Genomic DNA, 20236 nt, shown 5'->3' on the forward strand with positions numbered 1-20236 from the left:
AAACTCTGCGAAATCTCGTCCGTTCGTATGACCCGCTCGATCTGACGATCCGGACCCGCCAAATGCCTTCTGTCTTCGAGACGTCACCCTCCGCCATTCCGATCACCTTCGTCACCAAGTCGAGCTGGGATCAGGTCGCCGAGACGCTGCCGCCGGCGCAACGCCGGTTCGCCACCGCGAGCGCTTTTACCGCAAAGCCCGGCGGCTACCTCGCGCTGCCCGCGCCCGACGGCACGATCGCGCAAGTGCTGTTCGGCCTTGAGGACGAAGGTGCAAGAGCGCCCGACCTGTTCCGGCCGGGCGCCCTGCCCGGCCTGTTGCCTCCGGGCATCTATCGCTTCGCCAATGCACCGCACGATGCACGGCTCGCCGCACTCGCCTTCGCGCTCGGCAGCTATCGCTTTGCCCGCTACCGCGAGGCGGATCGCCCCGAGGTCCGCCTCGTGCCGCCCGACGGCGTCGACGCGGCCGAGATCAACCGCATGGCGGACGCTGCGACGCTGGCGCGCGACCTCATCAACACGCCGGCCAATGACATGGGGCCGGAGGAGCTGGCCGCAGCCGCGCAAGATCTCGCCGCCGAATTCGGTGCAGGCTTTGCCTGCACCATCGGCGAGGACTTGAAGACGAATTTTCCGCTGATCCACGCCGTCGGCATGGCCTCGAACCGCGCGCCGCGGCTGATCGACATCGGCTGGGGCGACCCGGCTCATCCCAAGGTGACGCTGGTCGGCAAGGGCGTCTGCTTCGACACCGGCGGGCTCGATTTGAAGCCGTCGAGCGGCATGCTGATCATGAAGAAGGACATGGGCGGCGCCGCCAACGTGCTGGCGCTGGCGCGCATGGTGATGGATGCGAAGCTCAAGGTCCGCCTACGCGTGCTGATTCCGGCCGTGGAGAACGCGGTCTCCAGCACCGCCTTCCGCCCGCTCGACATCTTCACCTCGCGCAAGGGCATCACGGTCGAGATCGGCAATACCGACGCAGAGGGCCGCCTCGTGCTCGCCGACGCGCTGGCGCTGGCCGACGAAGAAAAGCCGGACCTGCTGATCGATCTCGGCACGTTGACGGGAGCGGCACGCGTCGCGCTGGGGCCTGATTTACCGCCCTTTTACACCAATGATGAGACGCTTGCCGCCGACGTCGCGCGATGTGCGGTGAAGGAGAACGATCCGTTGTGGCGCATGCCGCTGTGGGCGCCTTACGATGCGTGGCTGGACTCCAAGACGGCCACCATCACCAACGCACCGTCCGGCGGCTTTGCCGGCTCGATCATTTGCGCCCTGTTCCTGCAACGGTTCGTCGAGCAGGCCAGGAGCTGGCTGCATGTCGACATCTACGGCTGGACGCCGTCGGCGAAGCCCGCGCGCCCCGAGGGCGGCGAATGCCAGGCCGCGCGCGCGATCTACACATTGCTGAGCGAGCGCTATGCATGATCCGCGGCTGACACCAATGCGGGGCGACCTCGCCGCGAAATATCTCGAAGGCAAGGTGCAGGCCGATCGCTTCGTCACGGGCGAGGAATACGAGATAGTCGAGGCGATCGCCCCCGTGCGCGAGCAACCGTCGTCGAACGCGATGCTGATGACACAAGCGCTACGCGGCGAACGCGTCACGGTCTACGATCGCGACGGCGAAGGCTGGGCCTGGGGTCAGCTTTCCGGTGACGGCTATGTCGGCTGGCTGCCGGACGCAGCGCTCATGAAGCCCTCGGCCGCCCCGACCCACATGGTCGGCGCGCTACGAACCTTTGCCTTCCCCGGTCCCTCGATCAAGCTGTCCCCGGCAGACACGCTAGTGATGGGATCGAAGATCGCGGTCGCGCGCGAGGACGGCAGCTTCGCTGTGACGCGCGACGGACAATATCTGCCAAAGGCCCATCTCGCCCCGCTTGGTCATCGCGAGCCAGATTTCGTCACAGTCGCCGAGCGTTTCGTCGGCACGCCCTATCTCTGGGGCGGCAAAAGCAGTTTTGGCATCGATTGCTCGGGCCTCGTTCAGGTCTCGCTGACATCAGCGGGCATCGGCTGCCCGCGCGACAGCGACATGCAGCAGGCCGGCCTCGGCCGCGCGCTGGAGCCGCATGAGCTGAGCAAGCTGCAACGCGGCGATCTCATTTTTTGGAAGGGCCATATCGCCATCGTTCGCGATGGCGCCACCATGGTCCACGCCAACGCGCATCACATGGCAACTGTGATCGAGCCGATCGAGCCGGCCATTGCGCGGATCAAGCAAGCCGGCAGCGAGATCACCGCGATCAAGCGGCTCTGACGGACGCTACGTCGCCGCCGACCCGTTCCCCGCCGTCTCCAGCCGGAACGCCGCCGCAAACAGCGCGCGGGTGTAATCCGTTTTCGGGCTCTTGAAGAGTTCAGAAGCCTGGCCTTCCTCGACCACCTTGCCGCCGCGCATCACGATCAGATGGCTGGCGAGCGAGGCAACGACGCGCAGATCGTGCGAGATGAACATGTAGGTGAGGTCGCGGCGGCGCTGCAGCTCGCGCAACAGGTCGACCATCTGCGCCTGAATCAGCATGTCGAGCGCGCTGGTCGGCTCGTCCAGCACGACGAAATCCGGCTCCAGCACCACGGCGCGCGCGATCGAGATGCGCTGGCGCTGGCCGCCGGAGAATTCATGGGGATAGCGGTGGCGAGTGTCTGCCTCCAGCCCGACGTCCTCGAGCGCCTTGACGACGCGCACCTCACGCTCCTCGTGCGAGAGCTTCGGCTGATGCACGGAGAGACCTTCGGCGACGATGTCGGCAACCGACATACGCGGGCTGAGCGAGCCGAACGGATCCTGAAACACGATCTGCATGTCGCGCCGGATGGGCCGCATCTCCTTGAAGCGCAGACCCTGGATATCTTTTCCCAGGAACACGATGCGTCCGTTCGAGGAGATCAGCCGCATCAATGCCAGTCCCAGCGTGGTCTTGCCCGAGCCGGACTCGCCGACAACGCCAAGCGTCTCGCCCTTGCGCACGGCGATGCTGACGCCGTCGACCGCCTTGATGTGACCGACCGTCTTGCGCATCAACCCGCGCTTGATCGGAAACCAGACTTTCAGGTCGTCGGCCGACATCACCACCGGCGCATCCGGCTGCGGCGGCGCTGGATCCGGCTTCGGTTCGGCGGCAAGCAGGTCGCGCGTATAGGGATGCTTCGGGCTTTTGAAGACCTGCTCGACCGGCCCCTGCTCGACGATCTCGCCGCCCTTCATGACGCAGACCTGGTCGGCGATGCGGCGCACGATGCCGAGATCGTGGGTGATGAAGAGCAGGCTCATGCCGAGCCGACCGCGGATCTCTGCGAGCAGCGTCAGGATCTGCGCCTGCACGGTGACGTCGAGCGCCGTGGTCGGCTCGTCCGCTATCAGGAGGTCCGGCTCGTTGGCGAGCGCCATTGCGATCATCACGCGCTGGCGCTGGCCGCCGGAGAGCTGGTGCGGATAGCTCTTCAGCCGCGTTTCAGGCTCGGGAATGCCGACCTGCGTCAGCAGCTCCAGCGTCCGCCTGCGCACCTCGGCATTGCCGGTCGGGTTATGGAGCTGGATGATCTCGCCGATCTGCGACTCGATCGTGTGCAGCGGATTGAGCGAGGTCATCGGCTCCTGGAAGATGATGGAGATGTCGCTGCCGCGAATCTCGCGCATCTCCCGCTCCGACTGGTCGATCAGCTCGCGCCCCTTGAAGCGGATGCTGCCCGAGGGATGCGAGGCGTTCGGATAGGGCAACAGCTTGAGGATCGAGAGCGCGCTGACCGACTTGCCGGAGCCGGACTCGCCGACCAGTGCGACGCACTCGCCGCGCTTGATCTGGAACGAGACCTTGTCGACCGCGAGCGTGGTGGCGCCGCCCTGGTGGAAGGCCACCGAGAGGTCGCGCACGGCAAGCAGGGGCTGGTTGATCGCGTCCATTGGTTTACCTGAACGTCTTGCGCGGATCGAAGGCGTCGCGCACGGCCTCGCCGATGAAGATCAAGAGCGACAGCATGATCGCGACCGAGAAGAAGCCGGAGAAACCGAGCCATGGCGCCTGCACGTTGGACTTGCCCTGCGACAGCAGCTCGCCGAGCGACGGCGAGCCGGGCGGCAACCCGAAGCCGAGGAAGTCGAGGGCCGTGAGTGTCATCACCGAACTCGACACGATGAATGGCAGGAACGTCATCGTCGCGACCATCGCGTTCGGCAGCAGATGCCTGAACATGATCACGGCGTTCGACACGCCGAGCGCCCGCGCCGCCTGGATGTACTCGAAATTGCGCCCGCGCAGAAATTCCGCGCGCACGAGTCCCACCAGCGACACCCAGGAAAACAACAGCAGGATGCCGAGCAGCACGAAGAAGCCGGGCACGAGCACCGACGACAGGATCAGCAGCAGATAGAGCGAAGGGATCGCAGTCCATATCTCGATGAAACGCTGGAACAGCAGGTCGATCCAGCCGCCGAAATAGCCCTGCACCGCGCCGGCCGCGATGCCGACGACGGAGGAGACGATGGTCAGGCAGAGGCCGAACAGCACCGAGATGCGGAAGCCGTAGATCAGCCGCGCCACCACGTCGCGGCCCTGATCGTCGGTGCCGAGCCAGTTGTATTCCAGGTCGCGGCAGCTCTTGAGGCCCTTCTTCTCGACCACCGGCTTGCACTGCGCTTCCGTCAGCATCCAGGTCGGCGGCGACGGTGCCGGCGTCGGCAGATCGAGATTGTGGGTGTCGTAGGAGTAGCGGATCAGCGGCCAGACGATGCTGCCGCCCTTGTCCCTGATCAGCTTTTGCAAATAGGGATCGCGATAATCGGCCGCCGTTTCGAAGTCGCCGCCGAAAGTGGTTTCCGAATAGGTGATGACCGACGGCCAGTAGAGGCGGCCATCATATTTGATCATGAACGGCCGGTCATTGGCGATCAGCTCGGCGAACAGCGACACCACAAACAGGATCATGAAGAGCCAGAACGACCAGTAGCCGCGCCGGTTCGCCTTGAAATTCTGCCAGCGGCGCCTGTTGAGCGGCGACGGCACGAACGGTTTGCGCGTGATCGGCACCGCATTGCCGAGCGGCGACTTCGCAGTGGTTTCGATCGGCGTGGTGGGGGCGGCCAGCGTCATCAGACCTCCCGCGCCTCGAAATCGATCCGCGGATCGATCCACATATAGGTCAGGTCGGAGATGAGGTTGATGACGAGGCCGACGAGTGAAAAGATGAAGAGCGTGCCGAACACCACCGGGTAATCGCGGTTGAGAACGCTCTCGAAACTGAGCAGTCCCAGTCCGTCCAACGAGAAGATGGTCTCGATCAAAAGCGAGCCCGAGAAGAAGGCGTGAATGAAGGTGCTGGGAAAGCCCGCGATGACGATCAGCATCGCGTTGCGGAAGACGTGGCCATAGAGCACTCGATTCTCGCTGCAGCCTTTCGCGCGCGCGGTCATCACGTATTGCTTGCGGATCTCGTCCAGAAACGAGTTCTTGGTCAGGAACGTCATGGTGGTGAATGCACCGAGCCCCATAGCGATGAGCGGCAGCGTCAAATGCCAGAAGTAATCGATGATCTTCCAGTACCAGGGAAATTGCGACCAGCCGTCTGAGGTCAGTCCGCGCAGCGGGAACCAGTTGAAGAACGAGCCCCCGGCAAACAGGATGATCAGGAGGATCGCGAACAGGAAGCCGGGAATCGCATAGCCGAGCACGAGCACGCTCGACGTCCAGGTGTCGAAGCGCGTTCCGTCCCTGACCGCCTTGCGGATGCCGAGCGGAATCGAGATCAGGTAGGTCAGCAGTGTCAGCCAGATGCCGAGCGAGATCGAGACCGGCAGCTTCTCCTTGATCAACTGGATCACGCTGACATCGCGGAAGTAGCTCTTGCCGAAATCGAAGCGGGCGAAATTCCACACCATCAGCGCGAACCGCTCGGGCGCCGGCTTGTCGAAGCCGAACTGCACCTCCAGCTTCTTGATGAAATCGGGATCGAGGCCTTGCGCGCCGCGATATTTCGAGTTGATGGCATCGCCGCCGGCCCCTAACTGCCCCGGGGCGCGCTGTGCAAAGTCGCTGCCGCCCGAAATGCGCGAGCTGCCGCCGGTGTCGGCGCCCGAGAGCTGGGCGATCACGCGCTCGACCGGGCCGCCCGGCGCGAACTGCACGACGATGAAGGAGACGAAGAGGATCCCGAGCAAGGTCGGGATCATCAGCAGGATGCGGCGGGCGATATAGGCGCTCATGGCTATTTCGCCTGTTCGAGCTTGGCGGCCTTGCCGCCATCGTGCCACCAGATATCGGGGGCACCGACGCCGTTGGCATAACGCGGCAGCTTCTGCGGATGGCCGAATTGGTCCCAATAAGCAAGCCGGTGCGTCTTGTTATACCATTGCGGCACCCAATAGCGGCCGGCTCGGAACAGGCGATCGAAGGCACGGCAGGCCACGGTCAATTCTGCGCGGCTGTCAGCCGCCATGATTTTCTCGACCATCGCGTCGATGGCCGGGTTGGCGATCCCCGCCAGATTGTACGATCCCTTGGTTGCCGCGACCTGCGAGGAAAAGAAAGCGCGCATGGCATCACCCGGTGTCGCCGACATGCTGAAGCGCTGGATCGTGATGTCGAAGTCGAAATCCTCCTGGCGCGCCTTGTGTTGCACGGCATCGACGAGGCGCACGCTCGCTTCAATGCCGAGCGTCGCGAGATTCTTGATGTAGGGCGCATGGTGCGGCTGGAAGGAAGGCTCGTCCAACAGAAACTCGATCCTGAACACCTCTCCGTTCGGCAGCGTTCGCTTGCCGTCCTTGATCGGCAGGCCGGCGTCGCTGAGCAGTTGCTGCGCCTTGCGCAACAGACTGCGATCTTGCCCGGAGCCGTCGGAGACCGGCGGCGTAAAGGGCGCGGCGAACACTTCGTCGGGAATCTGGCCGCGAAACGGCTCCAGCAGCTTCAGCTCGTCCGGCGGAGGAGGTCCGTCGCTTGCCATGAGGTCCGAATTCTGGAACGGCGACACCGTACGGGCATAAGCGCCGTACATGATGGTCTTGTTGGTCCATTCGAAGTCGAAAGCATCGATCAGGGCCTCGCGCACGCGAGGGTCTTTGAATTTGTCGCGCCGCGTGTTGATGAACCAGCCTTGCGCACCGGACGGCGTGTCATCGGGCACGATCTCGAGCTTGACGCGGCCATCCTTCACGGCAGCGAAGTCATAGCGCGTGGCCCAGATGCGGGACGTGAACTCCTCGCGGTAGAGATAGTTCTTGCCGGTAAATCCCTCGAAGGCGACGTCGCGGTCGCGATAAAACTCATAGCGCACCACGTCGAAATTGTAGCTGCCGCGACAAGATGGCAGATCGACGGCCCACCAGTCCTTTACCCGCTCGAACTCGATGTAGCGATTGACCTCGAACTTCCCGACCTTGTACGGACCCGAGCCCAATGGCGTCTCAAGCGACGTTTCGTCGAAGGCGCGAGAGGCATAATACGCTTTCGAGAAGATCGGCAGGCTCGCCAAATAGAGCGGGACGTCACGCGCGCGTCCCTTGGCGAAGGTCACGACAAGCGTCGTGGCGTCGATCGCTTCCGCGCTGACCATGTCGCGCATCTGCACAATGATCAGCGGATGCCCCTTGGTCTTCAGCGCCGTCAAGGAAAACGCCGCGTCGTGCGCGGTAAGCTTGGTGCCGTCGTGGAATTTCGCCTCAGGCCGCATCGTGAAGCGATAGACCAGTTTGTCTGCCGATATATTTACAGACTTGGCGGCAAGCCCGTACATCGCGTCCGGCTCGTCGTTTGCGCGCACCATCAGCGGCGCAAACGTCATGTCCATGCCTTGCGCGCCGTCACCCTTCAGAATGAAGGCGTTGAGCGAGTTGAAGGTCTGGTAGGACTGGTTATACGCGCGCACCGACGGAATGAGGGAGAACGTGCCGCCTTTCGGCGCATCGAGATTGGCATAGTCGAAATGGTGGAAGTCGGCGGGGTATTTGAGATCGCCGAAGGCCGAGATGCCATGGACCTCGGCGGGCATCTCGGACGCTGTCGCGCGCCGGAGCCAGGAGGCGCTGAACGCGCCGCCTGCACCCAAGGCCAGCACATGCCGGCGTGAAAGCTGCGCCATGCGAGAAATGCCCCTCACGACTTCTTTGCGATCCGCGCCGCCTTGTCCGCGTCGTACCACCAGATGAACGGGAAGCCGGACTGACCGTATCGGGGCAGCTCCGCCGGCCGGCCGAAGCGGTCCCAGCGCGCGGTGCGGACTTTCGAATAGGTCCATTGCGGCACGACGTAGTGATTCCACAGCAGCACGCGATCGAGCGCCTTGGTGGCCGCGACGAGATCGTCGCGACCCGTGGCGTAGATCACCCGCTCGATCAGCTTGTCGACTGCCGGATTCTTGATGCCGGTAATGTTGCGCGACCCGGCGATATCAGCCGACTTGGATGACCAGAATTCGCGCTGCTCGTTACCCGGCGACTGCGACTCGCCCCAGGAGTTGGTGACGACGTCGAAATCCCACTCTCTGGTCCTGTTCTCGTATTGGGTCGGATCGACCGTGCGCACGCTGACCGCGATGCCGAGCCGTTCCAGCGACGGCTTGTAGAACAGCGTGATCCGCTCGAAGCTCGGATCCGAGTTCAGCAATTCCAGCGAGAACTGGGCACCGGTCTTGACGTCGATCAGCTTGCGGTCGCGCACCTCGTAGCCGGCTTCCTTGAACAGGCGCAGCGCCTCGCGCAGATTCTCGCGCACGGTTTCCGGACTGCCGCCGACCGGGTTGGTGTAGGCCGTGGTGAAGACTTCGGGCGGGACCTCGGCGCGGACGGTCTCGAGGATTTCGAGCTCCTTGCCCTGCGGCAAGCCGGTCGCCATGAGGTCGTCGATGCCGTCGAAATAACTACTGATGCGCTTGTACTGACCATAGAAGATCTGCTTGTTCATCTCCTCGAAGTCGAACGCATAGTTGAGAGCGCGTCGCACGCGGGGGTCGCTAAACTTGGCACGGCGCAGGTTCGGCACGAAGGCCTGCATGACGCCCGAGCTGCGATTGGCGAACTCCTCGAGAATCACCCGCTTTTCAGTGACGGCCGGGAAGTCGTAGGCCGTCGCCCAGTTCTTCGCGCTGTTCTCGGTACGCCAATCGACCTGATCGGCCTTGAAAGCCTCGATCGCCACGGTGGCGTCCCGGAAATACTCGTAGCGCATCTCGTCGAAATTATTGCGGCCTACATTGGCGGCGAGATCGCGCCCCCAATAATCCTTGACGCGCTCCAGCGCGATCGACCGTCCGGCAACGAATTCCTTGATCCTGTAGGGGCCCGAACCGAGCGGCACTTCGAGCGTAGTGGCGGAAACGTCGCGCTTGCGACCCTGCGCGTCGGTCCCCTCCCACCAGTGCTTCGGCAAGACCGTGAGCTGCCCGACGATCTGCGGGAGTTCGCGGTTGCCCGGCGCGTCGAACACGAACTTCACCTCGCGTTCGCCGACCTTCTCGGCCTTCGTCACATGGCTGTAATAAGCCGAGTATTGCGGGTGATGCTTCTTGAAGGAATCGAGCGAGAAGATCACGTCGTCCGCGGTCACAGGCTTGCCGTCATGCCATTTGGCGTCGGACCGCAAACGATAGGTGACGAAGGAAAAATCGTCCGGGTGGCTGACGGCCTCGGCCAGCGCGCCGTATTCGGTCGAGACTTCGTCGAGCGAGGGCGTCGTGAGGGATTCGTAAATGAACGCAACGGCGCCGGCGACCTGCCCCTTCACACCGGAGACGACGATGTTGAAATTGTCGAATGTGCCGACGGCGATCTGGCGCGCGACGCCGCCTTTGGGCGCTTCCGGATTGACGTAGTCGAAGCGCTTGAAGTCCGCGGGGTACTTGACCTGTCCGAACAGCGACAGCGCGTGGCGCCAAGAAAGCTCACTGGCAGATTGCGCGTGCGCCACGCCAATGACGGGAATGCCCGCTACGGAACCGAGGGCGGGGAGCGCGGCGGCAGCAGTGCCGGTGAGCAGGAGATCGCGTCGGGTAATGGCCAAATCAACATTCCTGTCTTGAAGGAGGCTACTCCTTTAAGGTCCCAATATAGGCAAGGTTTCGACGGAATATGTTGCTTTTTCCTCATCTTGGAAGGCCGGACGGCCATCCGATGCGGCCAAACGCCCCGATAACGTTGCCGCGAGGCCCGGACACGGAAACGGCCAGGCTTTCCAGCCTGGCCGCATAGTTCAAGACGGGTTTTTTGACGCCTTACTTTGAGGCGGTCGGCAACGGCTGCGGATGGTCCGACAGCGAATTCAGATAGGCAATGACGTCGGCGCGCTCGGAATCCTTCGGAATGCCGGCGAAGCCCATGGCGGTGCCCGGGATGAAGCCCTTCGGGTTGGCGATGAACTTGTTGAGGTCGTCGAACGTCCAGGTGCCGCCCTTGGCCTTCATGGCGGCCGAGAAATTGAACCCGCGTCCTTCACCCCTGGGCTCGCCGACGATGCCAAAGAGATTCGGACCGACGCGGTTCGGGCCGCCCTTCTCGAAGGTATGGCAGGCGCCGCACTTCTTGGCGGCGGAAGCCCCCTTCTCGACCGAGGCGGTCTGGAGCAGCTTTTCGATCGGCTCGGAGGGCGCAGCAGCGGCGGCGCCTTCCTTGCCGTGGCCGGCGTCTTCCTTCACGGCGATCTCAAAGCCCGGCTTTTCCGGCATCTTGGGCGAGAACAGCGCACTCGCGGTGAAGCTCGTCACCAGCAGGATGAGACAGGTGCCGAGCACGGCACCGAGAATTTTGTTGAGTTCGAAAGAGTCCATTTCCGGCCAGGCCCCACACCGCAAGAAGAATTGGCGGCCAGGCGGCCGCCAGGACGAGCCTCGGGAGAAGCAAACGTTCCCAATTGTTTCCCCGAGTTTTGCCATTGAGATATCGGTTTGCCCGGGGTCTGGCAACCCGTATAAGCGAGCGGGCTTCAGGCCCGTCCCCACCCCATTTCTCGGCGCGGAAAACGCCCCGTTTCCAGGCCCTTGAACCGATGATCAATCCCCGCATCCTGGTGCTGATTCCGGCCCGCATGGCCGCCACCCGCCTGCCCGGCAAGCCGCTCGCCGATATCGCGGGGCAGCCGATGATCGTGCATGTGATGCGCCGTGCCGAGGCCGCCGGGATAGGCCGGGTCGCAGTCGCAACGGACACGGCGGAGATCGCTTCCGTGGTCACCGCCCATGGCGGCGAGGCCGTGATGACCCGCCCGGAGCACCCCTCCGGCTCCGACCGCATCCACGAGGCCATGCAGAAGCTCGATCCGGACGGCAAGGCCGAGATCGTGGTCAATCTCCAGGGCGATTTTCCGACCATCACGATCGACAACATCCGCGAGGTGCTGCCGCCGCTGCAAGACCCCGTCGTGGACATCGCCACGCTAGCCTCGCAGATCCACACCGAGGAGGAGGACCTCGCGCCGAGCGTCGTGAAGGCGATCGGAACCTCGCTCGGCGGCAGGCGGATGCGCGCACTTTATTTCACCCGCGCCACCGCCCCGACCGGCGACGGACCGCGTTACCACCATATCGGCCTGTACGCCTATCGCCGCGCCGCGCTGGAGCGCTACGTCCGGCTTCCGCCCTCGCCGCTGGAATTGCAGGAGAAGCTCGAGCAGCTTCGGGCGCTTGAGGCCGGAATGCGCATCGACTTCACCATTGTCGATACCGTGCCCCGCGGGGTGGACACGCCGGCGGACCTGGAAACCGCGCGCAGCATCCTTTCCAAATCCTGAGCCGCTGTTACAAGGCCGAGCATGAGCAAGCTGAAAATCGCATTCCAGGGCGAGCCTGGGGCCAATTCCCACATCGCCATCGTCGAGGCCTATCCGGACGCAGAGCCGATGCCTTGTGCCACCTTCGAGGACGCGCTGTCGGCGATCTCGTCGGGCGAGGCCGATCTCGGCATGATCCCGATCGAGAATTCGGTCGCGGGCCGTGTCGCCGACATCCATCATTTGCTGCCGGCCTCGGGCCTCTTCATCATCGGCGAATGGTTTCTGCCCGTCCGTCATCAGCTGATGGCGGTGAAGGGAACCAAGCTTGCCGACATCAAGAGCGTCGAGAGCCATGTGCACGCGCTCGGCCAATGCCGGCGCATCATCCGCAAGCTTGGCATCAAGGGGATCGTGCACGCCGATACCGCCGGCAGCGCCCGCGACATCTCCGAGCGCAACGACAAGACCGTCGCCGCAATCGCCTCGCGCCTCGCCGCAAAGATCTACGGCCTCGACATTCTGGCTGAGGACATCGAGGACGAGGCCCACAACACCACGCGCTTCGTGGTGCTCGCGCGCGAGCCGAAATGGGCCGCCCAAAACTCCGGCCCGCTGGTTACCACTTTTGTGTTCCGGGTGCGCAATTTGCCGGCCGCCCTTTACAAGGCGCTCGGCGGTTTTGCCACCAACGGCGTCAACATGACCAAGCTCGAGAGCTACATGGTCGACGGCAATTTCTTCGCCACCCAGTTTTACGCCGACGTCGACGGCCACCCTGACGACAAGGGCCTTGCGTTTGCGATCGAGGAGCTGAAATTCTTCTCGCGCGAATTTCGCATCGTCGGCGTGTATCCGGGGCATCCTTTCCGGGCAACGATGGAATAGTTTCGTGTCCCGGACGCGCGAAGCGCGAGCCGGGATCCAGAGGCTGCGAAGCGTAGGGGCGCGATGGGCCCCGGCTCTGCAGCGCACCGCCGAAGGGCGCTGCGCTGCGTCCGGGGCACGAGAGCTTTATCCGGCCGCCTTAAGTCCAAACGCCTCCGCCAGCAGCGAATACGACTTCTTGCGCGCGTCGTGGTCGTACACGGCGGTGATCACCATCAACTCGTCCGGCTTGCTCGAATCGATCAGCGGCCGCAGCGTCTTTTGCACGGTAGCAGGGCTGCCGACGAACAGACGGGAGCGGTTGCGCCGCATCGAGGTGAGCTCGGAGTCGGTATAGGGATAGGCCAGTGCTTCCTCGACGCTTGGTAGCGGAAGATATTGACCGCGGTCGCGGCGCAGGCGGTTGAGATCGAAAGACGTGGCGAGCTTTTCGGCCTCCTCATCCGTGTCGGCCGCGATGACGGCGACTGCGAGGATCGCGCGCGGGCTCGCGCTCCAGGCCGAGGGCTGAAAACGATTGCGGTAGTGCACCATGGCATCGATCGCATCGTGGGACGCAAAATGATGGGCGAAGGCGAAGCCCATGCCGACCTGCGCGGCGAGCTCTGAGGAATAATCGCTGGAGCCGAGCAGCCAGATCGGCGGCAACGGCGTATCGTCGGGCATCGCGACGACGTTGTGGTAGGGATGGCCCGAGGGGAATTCCCGGGTCTGCCACAGGATCAATTCGTGCAGCCGCTCGAGGAAATCGTCGCCTTCGCGGCGATCGAGCCGGCTACGCAGCGCATAGGCCGTGGCGCCGTCGGTGCCGGGGGCGCGGCCGAGGCCGAGATCGATGCGGCCGGGAAACAGCGCCTCCAGCATCTTGAAGCGCTCGGCCACGACCAGCGGCGCGTGGTTGGGCAGCATCACGCCGCCGGAGCCGACCCGGATGTGCTTCGTCACCGCCGCGATCTGCCCGATCATCACGTCGGGCGCCGGGCTCGCGACGGAGGCGAGGTTGTGATGCTCGGCGAGCCAATAGCGGACATAGCCGAGCCCATCGACATGGCGCGCCAGATCGATGCTGTTGCGCAACGCCGCGGCGGGCTTTGTGCCTGTTGTGACGACGGAAAGGTCGAGGACTGAGAGCGGGATCATGGCGCGCTAACCTAGTGGAGAGCGGCGCGGCGGCAATGGGCAGGCCGCGCAGGTCTGACGTGCAGGCCGCGGGCCGGGACGCGGAAGCGGGTAGTTGGGACGAACGGCCTGCATATCATTTCGAATTCAGGCTGCCCACAGATCAAGCCAACCACCGAACTGCCCTTAACTTGCATCAAAATATTGATATATCGATGTATTTTACCATGAGCATAATTCCCACTATTCGACCATAAGGTAGAAAAACTCAGCCTAATACACATGAAGTGGGCCATTTCCCATCCACGATGGGCTGTCGATAAGACTGCCTTTGTCCTATCTTGGACATCCCAGGCTAGCGCTGACCGGCGCCAAAACCTGGTGAATAATCTGGAGTGAGTGGTGCCCATGACTGACGTGACGACGGCCGCCCACACCGACCGGCACCAGAAGCGGCCTGCGATCTCCTTCGAGTTCTTTCCGCCCAAGACCGAAGATATGGAGCGCAATCTCTGGGACACCATCAACCGGCTGGCCCCGCTCGACCCGAAATTCGTCTCGGTGACCTATGGCGCCGGCGGCTCGACCCGTGAGCGCACCCACTCGACCATCTCGCGCATCCTGAAGGAGACCGCGCTGCTGCCGGCCGCGCATCTGACCTGCGTCGGCGCCTCGCGCGGCGAGATCGACGAGATCGTCGACCGCTACCACGAGGTCGGCGTCCGCCACATCGTCGGCCTGCGCGGCGATCCCGCAGGCGGCATCGGCACGCCCTATTCCAGCCATCCCGACGGCTACCAGACGTCCGATGCGCTCGTCGCCGGCATCAAGAAGCGTCACGCCGACATCGAAGTGTCGGTCTCGGCCTACCCCGAGAAGCACCCCGAGGCGCGCGACTTCGACGACGATATCGACACGCTGAAGGCCAAGGTTGATGCGGGTGCGACCCGCGCGATCACGCAGGTGTTCTTCGATAACGATCTCTACTTCCGCTATCTCGACCGCGTCCGCGCCCGCGGCATCAACATCCCGATTGTGCCGGGCATCATGCCCATGCACAATTTCAAGCAGGCGAGAGCCTTCGTCACCCGCGCCGGCACCTCCGTGCCGGATTGGTTCGCCGCGAAGTTCGAGGGCCTCGACGACGACGCCGAGACCCGCAAGCTGGTGGCAGCCACCGTCGCGGCCGGCCAGGTGCAGAAGCTCGCCAAGCACGGCGTCGACACCTTCCATTTCTACACCATGAACCGCGCCGATCTCGTGTTCGCGATCAGCCATTTGCTCGGCATCCGCGCCAAGAGCGCGCAGAAGGCGGCTTAAGACAACATGACCGTATCCACCTCTTCCAAGCGAACTGCCCTTTTGAACGCCGCGCGCGAGCGTATTCTCGTGCTCGACGGCGCCATGGGCACGATGATCCAGAACCTCCAGTTCGACGAGGCCGCCTTCCGCGGCGAGCGCTTCAAGAATTTTCATCGCGATTTGCGCGGCAACAACGACCTCTTGATCCTGACCCAGCCGCAGGCGATCGAGGACATCCACGCGGCGTATTTGCGCGCTGGTGCCGACATCGTCGCCACCAACACCTTCTCTACGACCTCGATCGCGCAGGCCGATTACGACCTCACCGACATCGTCTACGAGATGGCGCGCGAAGGCGCCCGCCTCGCCGGCAACGCCGCACGCCGCGTCGAAGCCGAGGACGGCAAGCCGCGCTTCGTCGCCGGCGCCATCGGCCCGACCAACCGCACCGCCTCGATTTCGCCCGACGTTTCCAATCCCGGTTACCGCGCCGTCAGGTTCGACGATCTGCGCAAATCTTATGGCGAGCAGATCAACGGCATGCTCGACGGCGGCGTCGATCTGCTGCTGGTCGAGACCATATTCGACACGCTGAACGCCAAGGCGGCGCTCTACGCGATCGCCGAGATCACCGAGGCGCGCGGCATCGACATGCCCGTGATGGTGTCGGGCACCATCACCGACAAGTCCGGCCGCCTGCTGTCGGGCCAGCTGCCGGAGGCATTCTGGCATTCGGTGCAGCACGCAAAGCCCGTCACCATCGGCTTCAACTGCGCGCTCGGCGCGGAAGATCTGCGCGCGCACATCGCCGATATCGGCCGCGTCGCCGACACGCTTGTTTGTGCTTATCCCAACGCCGGCCTGCCCAACGAGTTCGGCCAGTATGACGAGACGCCGGAATACATGGCGCGCCTGATCGGCGAGTTCGCACGTGATGGTTTGGTCAACATCGTCGGCGGCTGCTGCGGCACCACGCCGGATCATATCGCGGCGATTGCCGCTGCGGTCGCGCCGCACAAGCCGCGCATCGTGCCGGAGATCGAGCCTCGCTTGCGGCTCTCCGGCCTCGAGCCGTTCATTCTGACCGACGCGATTCCCTTCGTGAACGTCGGCGAGCGCACCAACGTCACCGGCTCCGCCCGCTTCCGCAAGCTGGTCACCGCCGGCGACTACACCGCCGCGCTGCAGGTCGCACGCGACCAAGTCGAGAACGGCGCGCAGATCATCGACGTCAACATGGACGAGGGCCTGCTCGACTCCGAAGCGGCCATGGTGACCTTCCTCAACCTCGTCGCCGCCGAACCCGACATCGCCCGCGTGCCTGTCATGGTCGATTCCTCGAAATTCTCGGTGATCGAAGCCGGCCTGAAATGCGTGCAGGGCAAGCCGGTCGTCAATTCGATCTCGATGAAGGAAGGCGAGGAGAAATTCATTCACGAGGCCAAGATCGCCCGCCGCCACGGCGCGGCCGTCGTGGTGATGGCGTTCGACGAGGTCGGCCAGGCCGACACGTTCGCGCGCAAGACCGAGATCTGCAAGCGCGCCTACGACATCCTGATCAACCGCGTCGGCCTGCCGCCGGAAGACATCATCTTCGATCCGAATATTTTCGCGATCGCGACCGGCATCGAGGAGCACAACAATTACGGCGTCGACTTCATCGAGGCGACGCGCTGGATCCGCAAGAACCTGCCGGGCGCGCACATCTCGGGCGGCGTCTCCAATTTGTCGTTCTCGTTCCGCGGCAACGAGCCGGTGCGCGAGGCCATGCACTCGGTGTTCCTGTATCACGCCATCAAGGCCGGCATGGACATGGGCATCGTCAATGCCGGGCAGATGATCGTCTATGACGACATCGATGCCGAATTGCGCCAGGTCTGCGAGGACGTCATCCTCAACCGCGATCCGGGCGCGTCCGAGCGTCTGCTGGCGCTCGCGGAAAAATTCCGCGGCAACAAGACCCAGACCAAGGAAGCCGATCTCGCCTGGCGCGAATGGCCGGTGGCGAAGCGGCTGTCGCATTCGCTGGTGCACGGCATCACCGAATTCATCGAGCAGGATACCGAGGAGGCCCGCAAGGCCTCGACGCGGCCGCTCGACGTGATCGAGGGACCGCTGATGGCCGGCATGAACGTGGTCGGCGACCTCTTTGGCGACGGCAAGATGTTTTTGCCGCAGGTGGTGAAATCCGCACGCGTGATGAAGCAGGCTGTGGCTTGGCTGATGCCGTTCATGGAAGAGGAGAAGGCGCGCAATCGCGCCAACGGCATCGACAGCGATGCAAAATCCTCCGCCGGCAAGATCGTGCTCGCGACCGTCAAGGGCGACGTCCACGACATCGGCAAGAACATCGTCGGCATCGTGCTCCAGTGCAACAATTACGAGGTCATCGACCTCGGCGTGATGGTGCCTGCCGCCAAGATCGTCGAGATCGTGAAGGCGGAGAAGGCCGACATCGTCGGCCTGTCCGGTCTGATCACGCCCTCGCTCGACGAGATGGCATTCTTCGCCGGCGAATTGCAGCGCGAAGGCCTCAAGCTGCCGCTGCTGATCGGCGGCGCGACGACAAGCCGTGTGCATACGGCCGTGAAGATCGACCCGAGCTATCGCGCCGGCCCCGTCGTGCATGTCAACGACGCCAGCCGCGCCGTCGGCGTCGCCTCCGCGCTGCTCTCGCCCGAGAAGCGCGAGGCCTATGCCGCCGAGGTGCGTGCCGAGTACGCAAAAATCTCGGACGCGCATATGCGCGCGCAGGCCGACAAGAAGCGGCTGAAGCTGGAGGTGGCACGCAAGAACCGCGTGCCGGTCGATTTCGCAGCGAACAAGCCCGTGAAGCCGACCTTCCTCGGCACCAGAAGCTTCGACGACTACGATCTCGCCGAGCTCGTGCCCTATATCGACTGGACGCCGTTCTTCCAGACCTGGGAGCTCGCGGGCCGCTTCCCGGCGATTCTCGATGATGCCAAGGTCGGCGAAGTCGCGCGTTCGCTTTATGATGACGCGCGAAAAATGCTCGACACCATCGTCAAGGAGAAATGGTTCCGGGCGCGCGCGACCGTCGGCTTCTGGCCCGCGAATGCGCAGGGCGACGACATTGTGCTCTACGCCGACGAAAGCCGCACCAAGTCGATCGCGACGCTGCACACGCTGCGTCAGCAGCTCGAGAAACGCGAGGGCCGTTTCAACGCGGCGCTGTCCGACTTCATCGCACCGGTCGGCACCGGTGTGCCCGATTATGTCGGCAGCTTCGTCGTCACTGCGGGGATCGGCGAGGACGTGATTGCCGACCGCTTCAAGATGGCGAACGACGACTACTCATCGATCCTGTGCAAGGCGCTGGCCGATCGCCTTGCGGAGGCCTTCGCCGAGCGCATGCATGCCCGCGTGCGCCGCGAGTTCTGGGCCTATGCCCCGGACGAGGCGCTCTCGACTGACGAGCTGATCCTCGAAAAGTACCAGGGCATCCGCCCCGCGCCCGGCTATCCCGCGCAGCCTGATCACACCGAGAAGGCGACGCTGTTCGAGCTGCTCGACGCAGAAAACACCGCCGGCGTGACGCTGACCGAGAGCTTTGCGATGTGGCCGGGCTCTTCCGTGTCCGGGCTCTATTTCGCGAACCCCGAGAGCTATTATTTCGGCGTCGGCAAGATCGAGCGCGATCAGGTCGAGGACTATGCCGTACGCAAGGGCATGAGCGTCGCCGAGACCGAGCGCTGGCTCGCGCCGGTGCTGAACTACATCCCGTCGCGGGAGGGCACCGACAAGGCGTTTGCGGCGACACCCGCAAATGACGAGACCTCAAAAGACCTCGCCTCGCACCCGCCCGGCTGCACCTGCGCGGTGCATCTCGTCTGGCAGAAGAAACGCGCGGGCGCGGGGTAGGCGCGCCCCTCAACTCAAAAACTAAAAAACAACCCCATGCACAGTAGCGATGGGATTGAAAAGCCTGAACATTTTTTCCCCTCCGGAGCGGCGGGCGGGCACGAGATCGTCGGCCGCGACCAGGGCGGCGACCGCGAGCACTGTTGCTCCGTCGGGCAAAACACCTGTAGCATTCCATCATCGCCAACCGCGCCAGTTTCGCACTCCGCGTTGCGAGCCCTCACGCCTCAGTGGCGTTGGCGGCTGCACGATCTCGCCTCTCCGGCTTTTTTCGCGCGGGAACCAGACGGTGTGAAGTCGTTCACTTGTCCACTCAACCTGGATTCGATAGCCTACCGGTCTGCTACCTTCAAACCGATGGTTTGCTCGGGATCGAACACATGAAGCAGTTCATTGCACTGTTCATCGCCGCGATCGTTCTTGTCGTGCTGCCCACGATTGCCTCGGCGGACTGTCCGAAAGGCTACGTGCCATGCGGCGAGCGAAGTCAGTTGTGCTGCCCAGGCAAGTAGCAAGCCGCAAATGGCTTTGGCTTGGTAGCGGAGTTTTTGTCGCGATTGCCCTCGTGATGGTCTCGGTGTACGCCGGGTTCCCGCGAAAGAAGCAGACGATCACGGCCATCCTCTCCGAGACCGGATATTTCGAAGTGGTACCGCCAAGCACTTTTGGCGGCCCCGGCACGATCAACACGATCGAGTATCTGAGCAACGGCCGGCTGGAGCTGCATCCGACCTGCGACGTCGACCCTACACTGCTGACCGGCAAGATCCAGAGATCGCGGACCGTTGACCGGGACCTGAAGCAGTCGCTCGAGAAGAAGCTCGACGTGTCGGCCCAGGTCAGGGACAAGCTGTCGGCCGTCGCCGGGATGCAGCAGGTCGAGGCGGTCAACCTCAAGCTCGAGAATGCCAACATTCTGCTGATTTCCGACGAGTCGCTGATATCGACCCGGAACGCATTGCTGAAGGCCGAATGCGAGGACGCGATCACCCAGAACGTTTCGAGCGGCGCCGTCGTGTGCCAGACGCGGTCCGTGCTGGAGGCCGATGTCGTCTACGAGATCAAATATCGCAACGCGATTTCGATGGAGGAGAAGGCCAAGCTGACATCCGAGATCGCCGCGAAGCTCGATCTGGACGTACACGAGAGGGCGGACGACAAGGTGTCCGGCTCTCAACTGTTCTTCGGCATAAGATTGTCGCCAAATCCGATCGTCCTGAAGTCCGCGACGGGCGAGATCAAGCCCTGTACGCGGAAGTAGGATCGGCGCCGCACCCTGCCGTGAACGCAACGCGCGCTCGCTGCGACCAATGGCGGTCGCCGCCGAAGAGCAGGGGAATC

The 20236-nt window shown here is 63.6% G+C and carries 15 protein-coding genes; 8 read left to right on the plus strand and 7 right to left on the minus strand.

Going from position 1 to position 20236, the window contains the following annotated elements:
* Window positions 1-62 precede the first annotated feature (62 nt).
* Window positions 63-1436, plus strand: coding sequence for a leucyl aminopeptidase family protein (locus ABIB00_RS00880; protein WP_354103061.1), 1374 nt, complete (start codon window positions 63-65; stop codon window positions 1434-1436).
* Window positions 1429-2271, plus strand: coding sequence for an NlpC/P60 family protein (locus tag ABIB00_RS00885; RefSeq protein WP_354103062.1), 843 nt, complete (start codon window positions 1429-1431; stop codon window positions 2269-2271). The genes ABIB00_RS00880 and ABIB00_RS00885 overlap by 8 nt, the downstream gene beginning before the upstream one ends.
* A 6-nt stretch (window positions 2272-2277) precedes the next feature.
* Here ABIB00_RS00885 and ABIB00_RS00890 read toward each other — a convergent pair whose 3' ends face one another.
* From ABIB00_RS00890 to ABIB00_RS00915, 6 genes are all read right to left on the minus strand, one after another.
* Window positions 2278-3915, minus strand: coding sequence for an ABC transporter ATP-binding protein (locus ABIB00_RS00890; protein ID WP_354044635.1), 1638 nt, complete (start codon window positions 3913-3915; stop codon window positions 2278-2280).
* A gap of 4 nt (window positions 3916-3919) precedes the next feature.
* Entirely contained in the window at window positions 3920-5101 is a 1182-nt protein-coding gene (locus ABIB00_RS00895; RefSeq protein WP_247343872.1) for an ABC transporter permease, read from the minus strand.
* Window positions 5101-6210: a microcin C ABC transporter permease YejB gene (locus ABIB00_RS00900; protein WP_247446276.1), complete on the minus strand. Its 1110-nt coding sequence runs from the start codon at window positions 6208-6210 to the stop codon at window positions 5101-5103. Before ABIB00_RS00900 ends, ABIB00_RS00895 begins: the two co-directional genes overlap by 1 nt.
* Before the next feature lie 2 nt (window positions 6211-6212).
* Window positions 6213-8087 (minus strand): extracellular solute-binding protein, encoded by a 1875-nt coding sequence (locus ABIB00_RS00905; protein WP_354103063.1) that lies wholly within the window; start codon window positions 8085-8087, stop codon window positions 6213-6215.
* 14 nt (window positions 8088-8101) lie between these two features.
* The gene (locus ABIB00_RS00910) at window positions 8102-10003 is read right to left on the minus strand and encodes an extracellular solute-binding protein (RefSeq protein WP_354103064.1); all 1902 of its coding nucleotides are present in this window, start codon (window positions 10001-10003) and stop codon (window positions 8102-8104) included.
* 211 nt (window positions 10004-10214) lie between these two features.
* Window positions 10215-10766: a c-type cytochrome gene (locus ABIB00_RS00915; RefSeq protein WP_247343882.1), complete on the minus strand. Its 552-nt coding sequence runs from the start codon at window positions 10764-10766 to the stop codon at window positions 10215-10217.
* Window positions 10767-10984: 218 nt separating this feature from the next.
* Here ABIB00_RS00915 and ABIB00_RS00920 point away from each other — a divergent pair, with 218 nt between their 5' ends.
* Window positions 10985-11725, plus strand: coding sequence for a 3-deoxy-manno-octulosonate cytidylyltransferase (locus ABIB00_RS00920; RefSeq protein ID WP_247446273.1), 741 nt, complete (start codon window positions 10985-10987; stop codon window positions 11723-11725).
* A 21-nt stretch (window positions 11726-11746) separates the two neighbouring features.
* Window positions 11747-12592, plus strand: coding sequence for a prephenate dehydratase (locus ABIB00_RS00925; protein WP_247343888.1), 846 nt, complete (start codon window positions 11747-11749; stop codon window positions 12590-12592).
* A gap of 126 nt (window positions 12593-12718) precedes the next feature.
* Here ABIB00_RS00925 and ABIB00_RS00930 read toward each other — a convergent pair whose 3' ends face one another.
* Window positions 12719-13732, minus strand: a complete 1014-nt coding sequence (locus ABIB00_RS00930) for an LLM class flavin-dependent oxidoreductase (protein WP_247343891.1) — start codon at window positions 13730-13732, stop codon at window positions 12719-12721.
* A 387-nt stretch (window positions 13733-14119) separates the two neighbouring features.
* On the opposite strand from ABIB00_RS00930, the gene metF reads away from it, so the two are divergent.
* From metF to ABIB00_RS00950, 4 genes are all read left to right on the plus strand, one after another.
* On the plus strand, window positions 14120-15031 hold the full coding sequence (gene metF, locus ABIB00_RS00935) for a methylenetetrahydrofolate reductase [NAD(P)H] (RefSeq protein ID WP_354103065.1): 912 nt from the start codon (window positions 14120-14122) through the stop codon (window positions 15029-15031).
* Window positions 15032-15037: 6 nt separating this feature from the next.
* On the plus strand, window positions 15038-18895 hold the full coding sequence (gene metH / locus ABIB00_RS00940; RefSeq protein WP_354103066.1) for a methionine synthase: 3858 nt from the start codon (window positions 15038-15040) through the stop codon (window positions 18893-18895).
* Window positions 18896-19275: 380 nt separating this feature from the next.
* Entirely contained in the window at window positions 19276-19407 is a 132-nt protein-coding gene (locus ABIB00_RS00945; protein WP_354103067.1) for a hypothetical protein, read from the plus strand.
* A 56-nt stretch (window positions 19408-19463) separates the two neighbouring features.
* A complete protein-coding gene (locus ABIB00_RS00950; RefSeq protein WP_354103399.1) occupies window positions 19464-20156 on the plus strand; it encodes a hypothetical protein in 693 nt (230 codons plus the stop codon).
* The last annotated feature ends 80 nt before the right edge of the window (window positions 20157-20236 follow it).

The organism is Bradyrhizobium sp. LB14.3, assembly GCF_040547985.1.
Taxonomy (GTDB): Bacteria; Pseudomonadota; Alphaproteobacteria; order Rhizobiales; family Xanthobacteraceae; genus Bradyrhizobium.

Coding starts and splice junctions, on each gene's coding strand:
- ABIB00_RS00880 (WP_354103061.1), top strand. CDS start 63: ATGCCTTCTGTCTTCGAGACGTCACCCTCCGCCATTCCGATCACCTTC.
- ABIB00_RS00885 (WP_354103062.1), top strand. CDS start 1,429: ATGCATGATCCGCGGCTGACACCAATGCGGGGCGACCTCGCCGCGAAA.
- ABIB00_RS00890 (WP_354044635.1), bottom strand. CDS start 3,915: ATGGACGCGATCAACCAGCCCCTGCTTGCCGTGCGCGACCTCTCGGTG.
- ABIB00_RS00895 (WP_247343872.1), bottom strand. CDS start 5,101: ATGACGCTGGCCGCCCCCACCACGCCGATCGAAACCACTGCGAAGTCG.
- ABIB00_RS00900 (WP_247446276.1), bottom strand. CDS start 6,210: ATGAGCGCCTATATCGCCCGCCGCATCCTGCTGATGATCCCGACCTTG.
- ABIB00_RS00905 (WP_354103063.1), bottom strand. CDS start 8,087: ATGGCGCAGCTTTCACGCCGGCATGTGCTGGCCTTGGGTGCAGGCGGC.
- ABIB00_RS00915 (WP_247343882.1), bottom strand. CDS start 10,766: ATGGACTCTTTCGAACTCAACAAAATTCTCGGTGCCGTGCTCGGCACC.
- ABIB00_RS00920 (WP_247446273.1), top strand. CDS start 10,985: ATGATCAATCCCCGCATCCTGGTGCTGATTCCGGCCCGCATGGCCGCC.
- ABIB00_RS00925 (WP_247343888.1), top strand. CDS start 11,747: ATGAGCAAGCTGAAAATCGCATTCCAGGGCGAGCCTGGGGCCAATTCC.
- ABIB00_RS00930 (WP_247343891.1), bottom strand. CDS start 13,732: ATGATCCCGCTCTCAGTCCTCGACCTTTCCGTCGTCACAACAGGCACA.
- metF (WP_354103065.1), top strand. CDS start 14,120: ATGACTGACGTGACGACGGCCGCCCACACCGACCGGCACCAGAAGCGG.
- metH (WP_354103066.1), top strand. CDS start 15,038: ATGACCGTATCCACCTCTTCCAAGCGAACTGCCCTTTTGAACGCCGCG.
- ABIB00_RS00945 (WP_354103067.1), top strand. CDS start 19,276: ATGAAGCAGTTCATTGCACTGTTCATCGCCGCGATCGTTCTTGTCGTG.
- ABIB00_RS00950 (WP_354103399.1), top strand. CDS start 19,464: ATGGTCTCGGTGTACGCCGGGTTCCCGCGAAAGAAGCAGACGATCACG.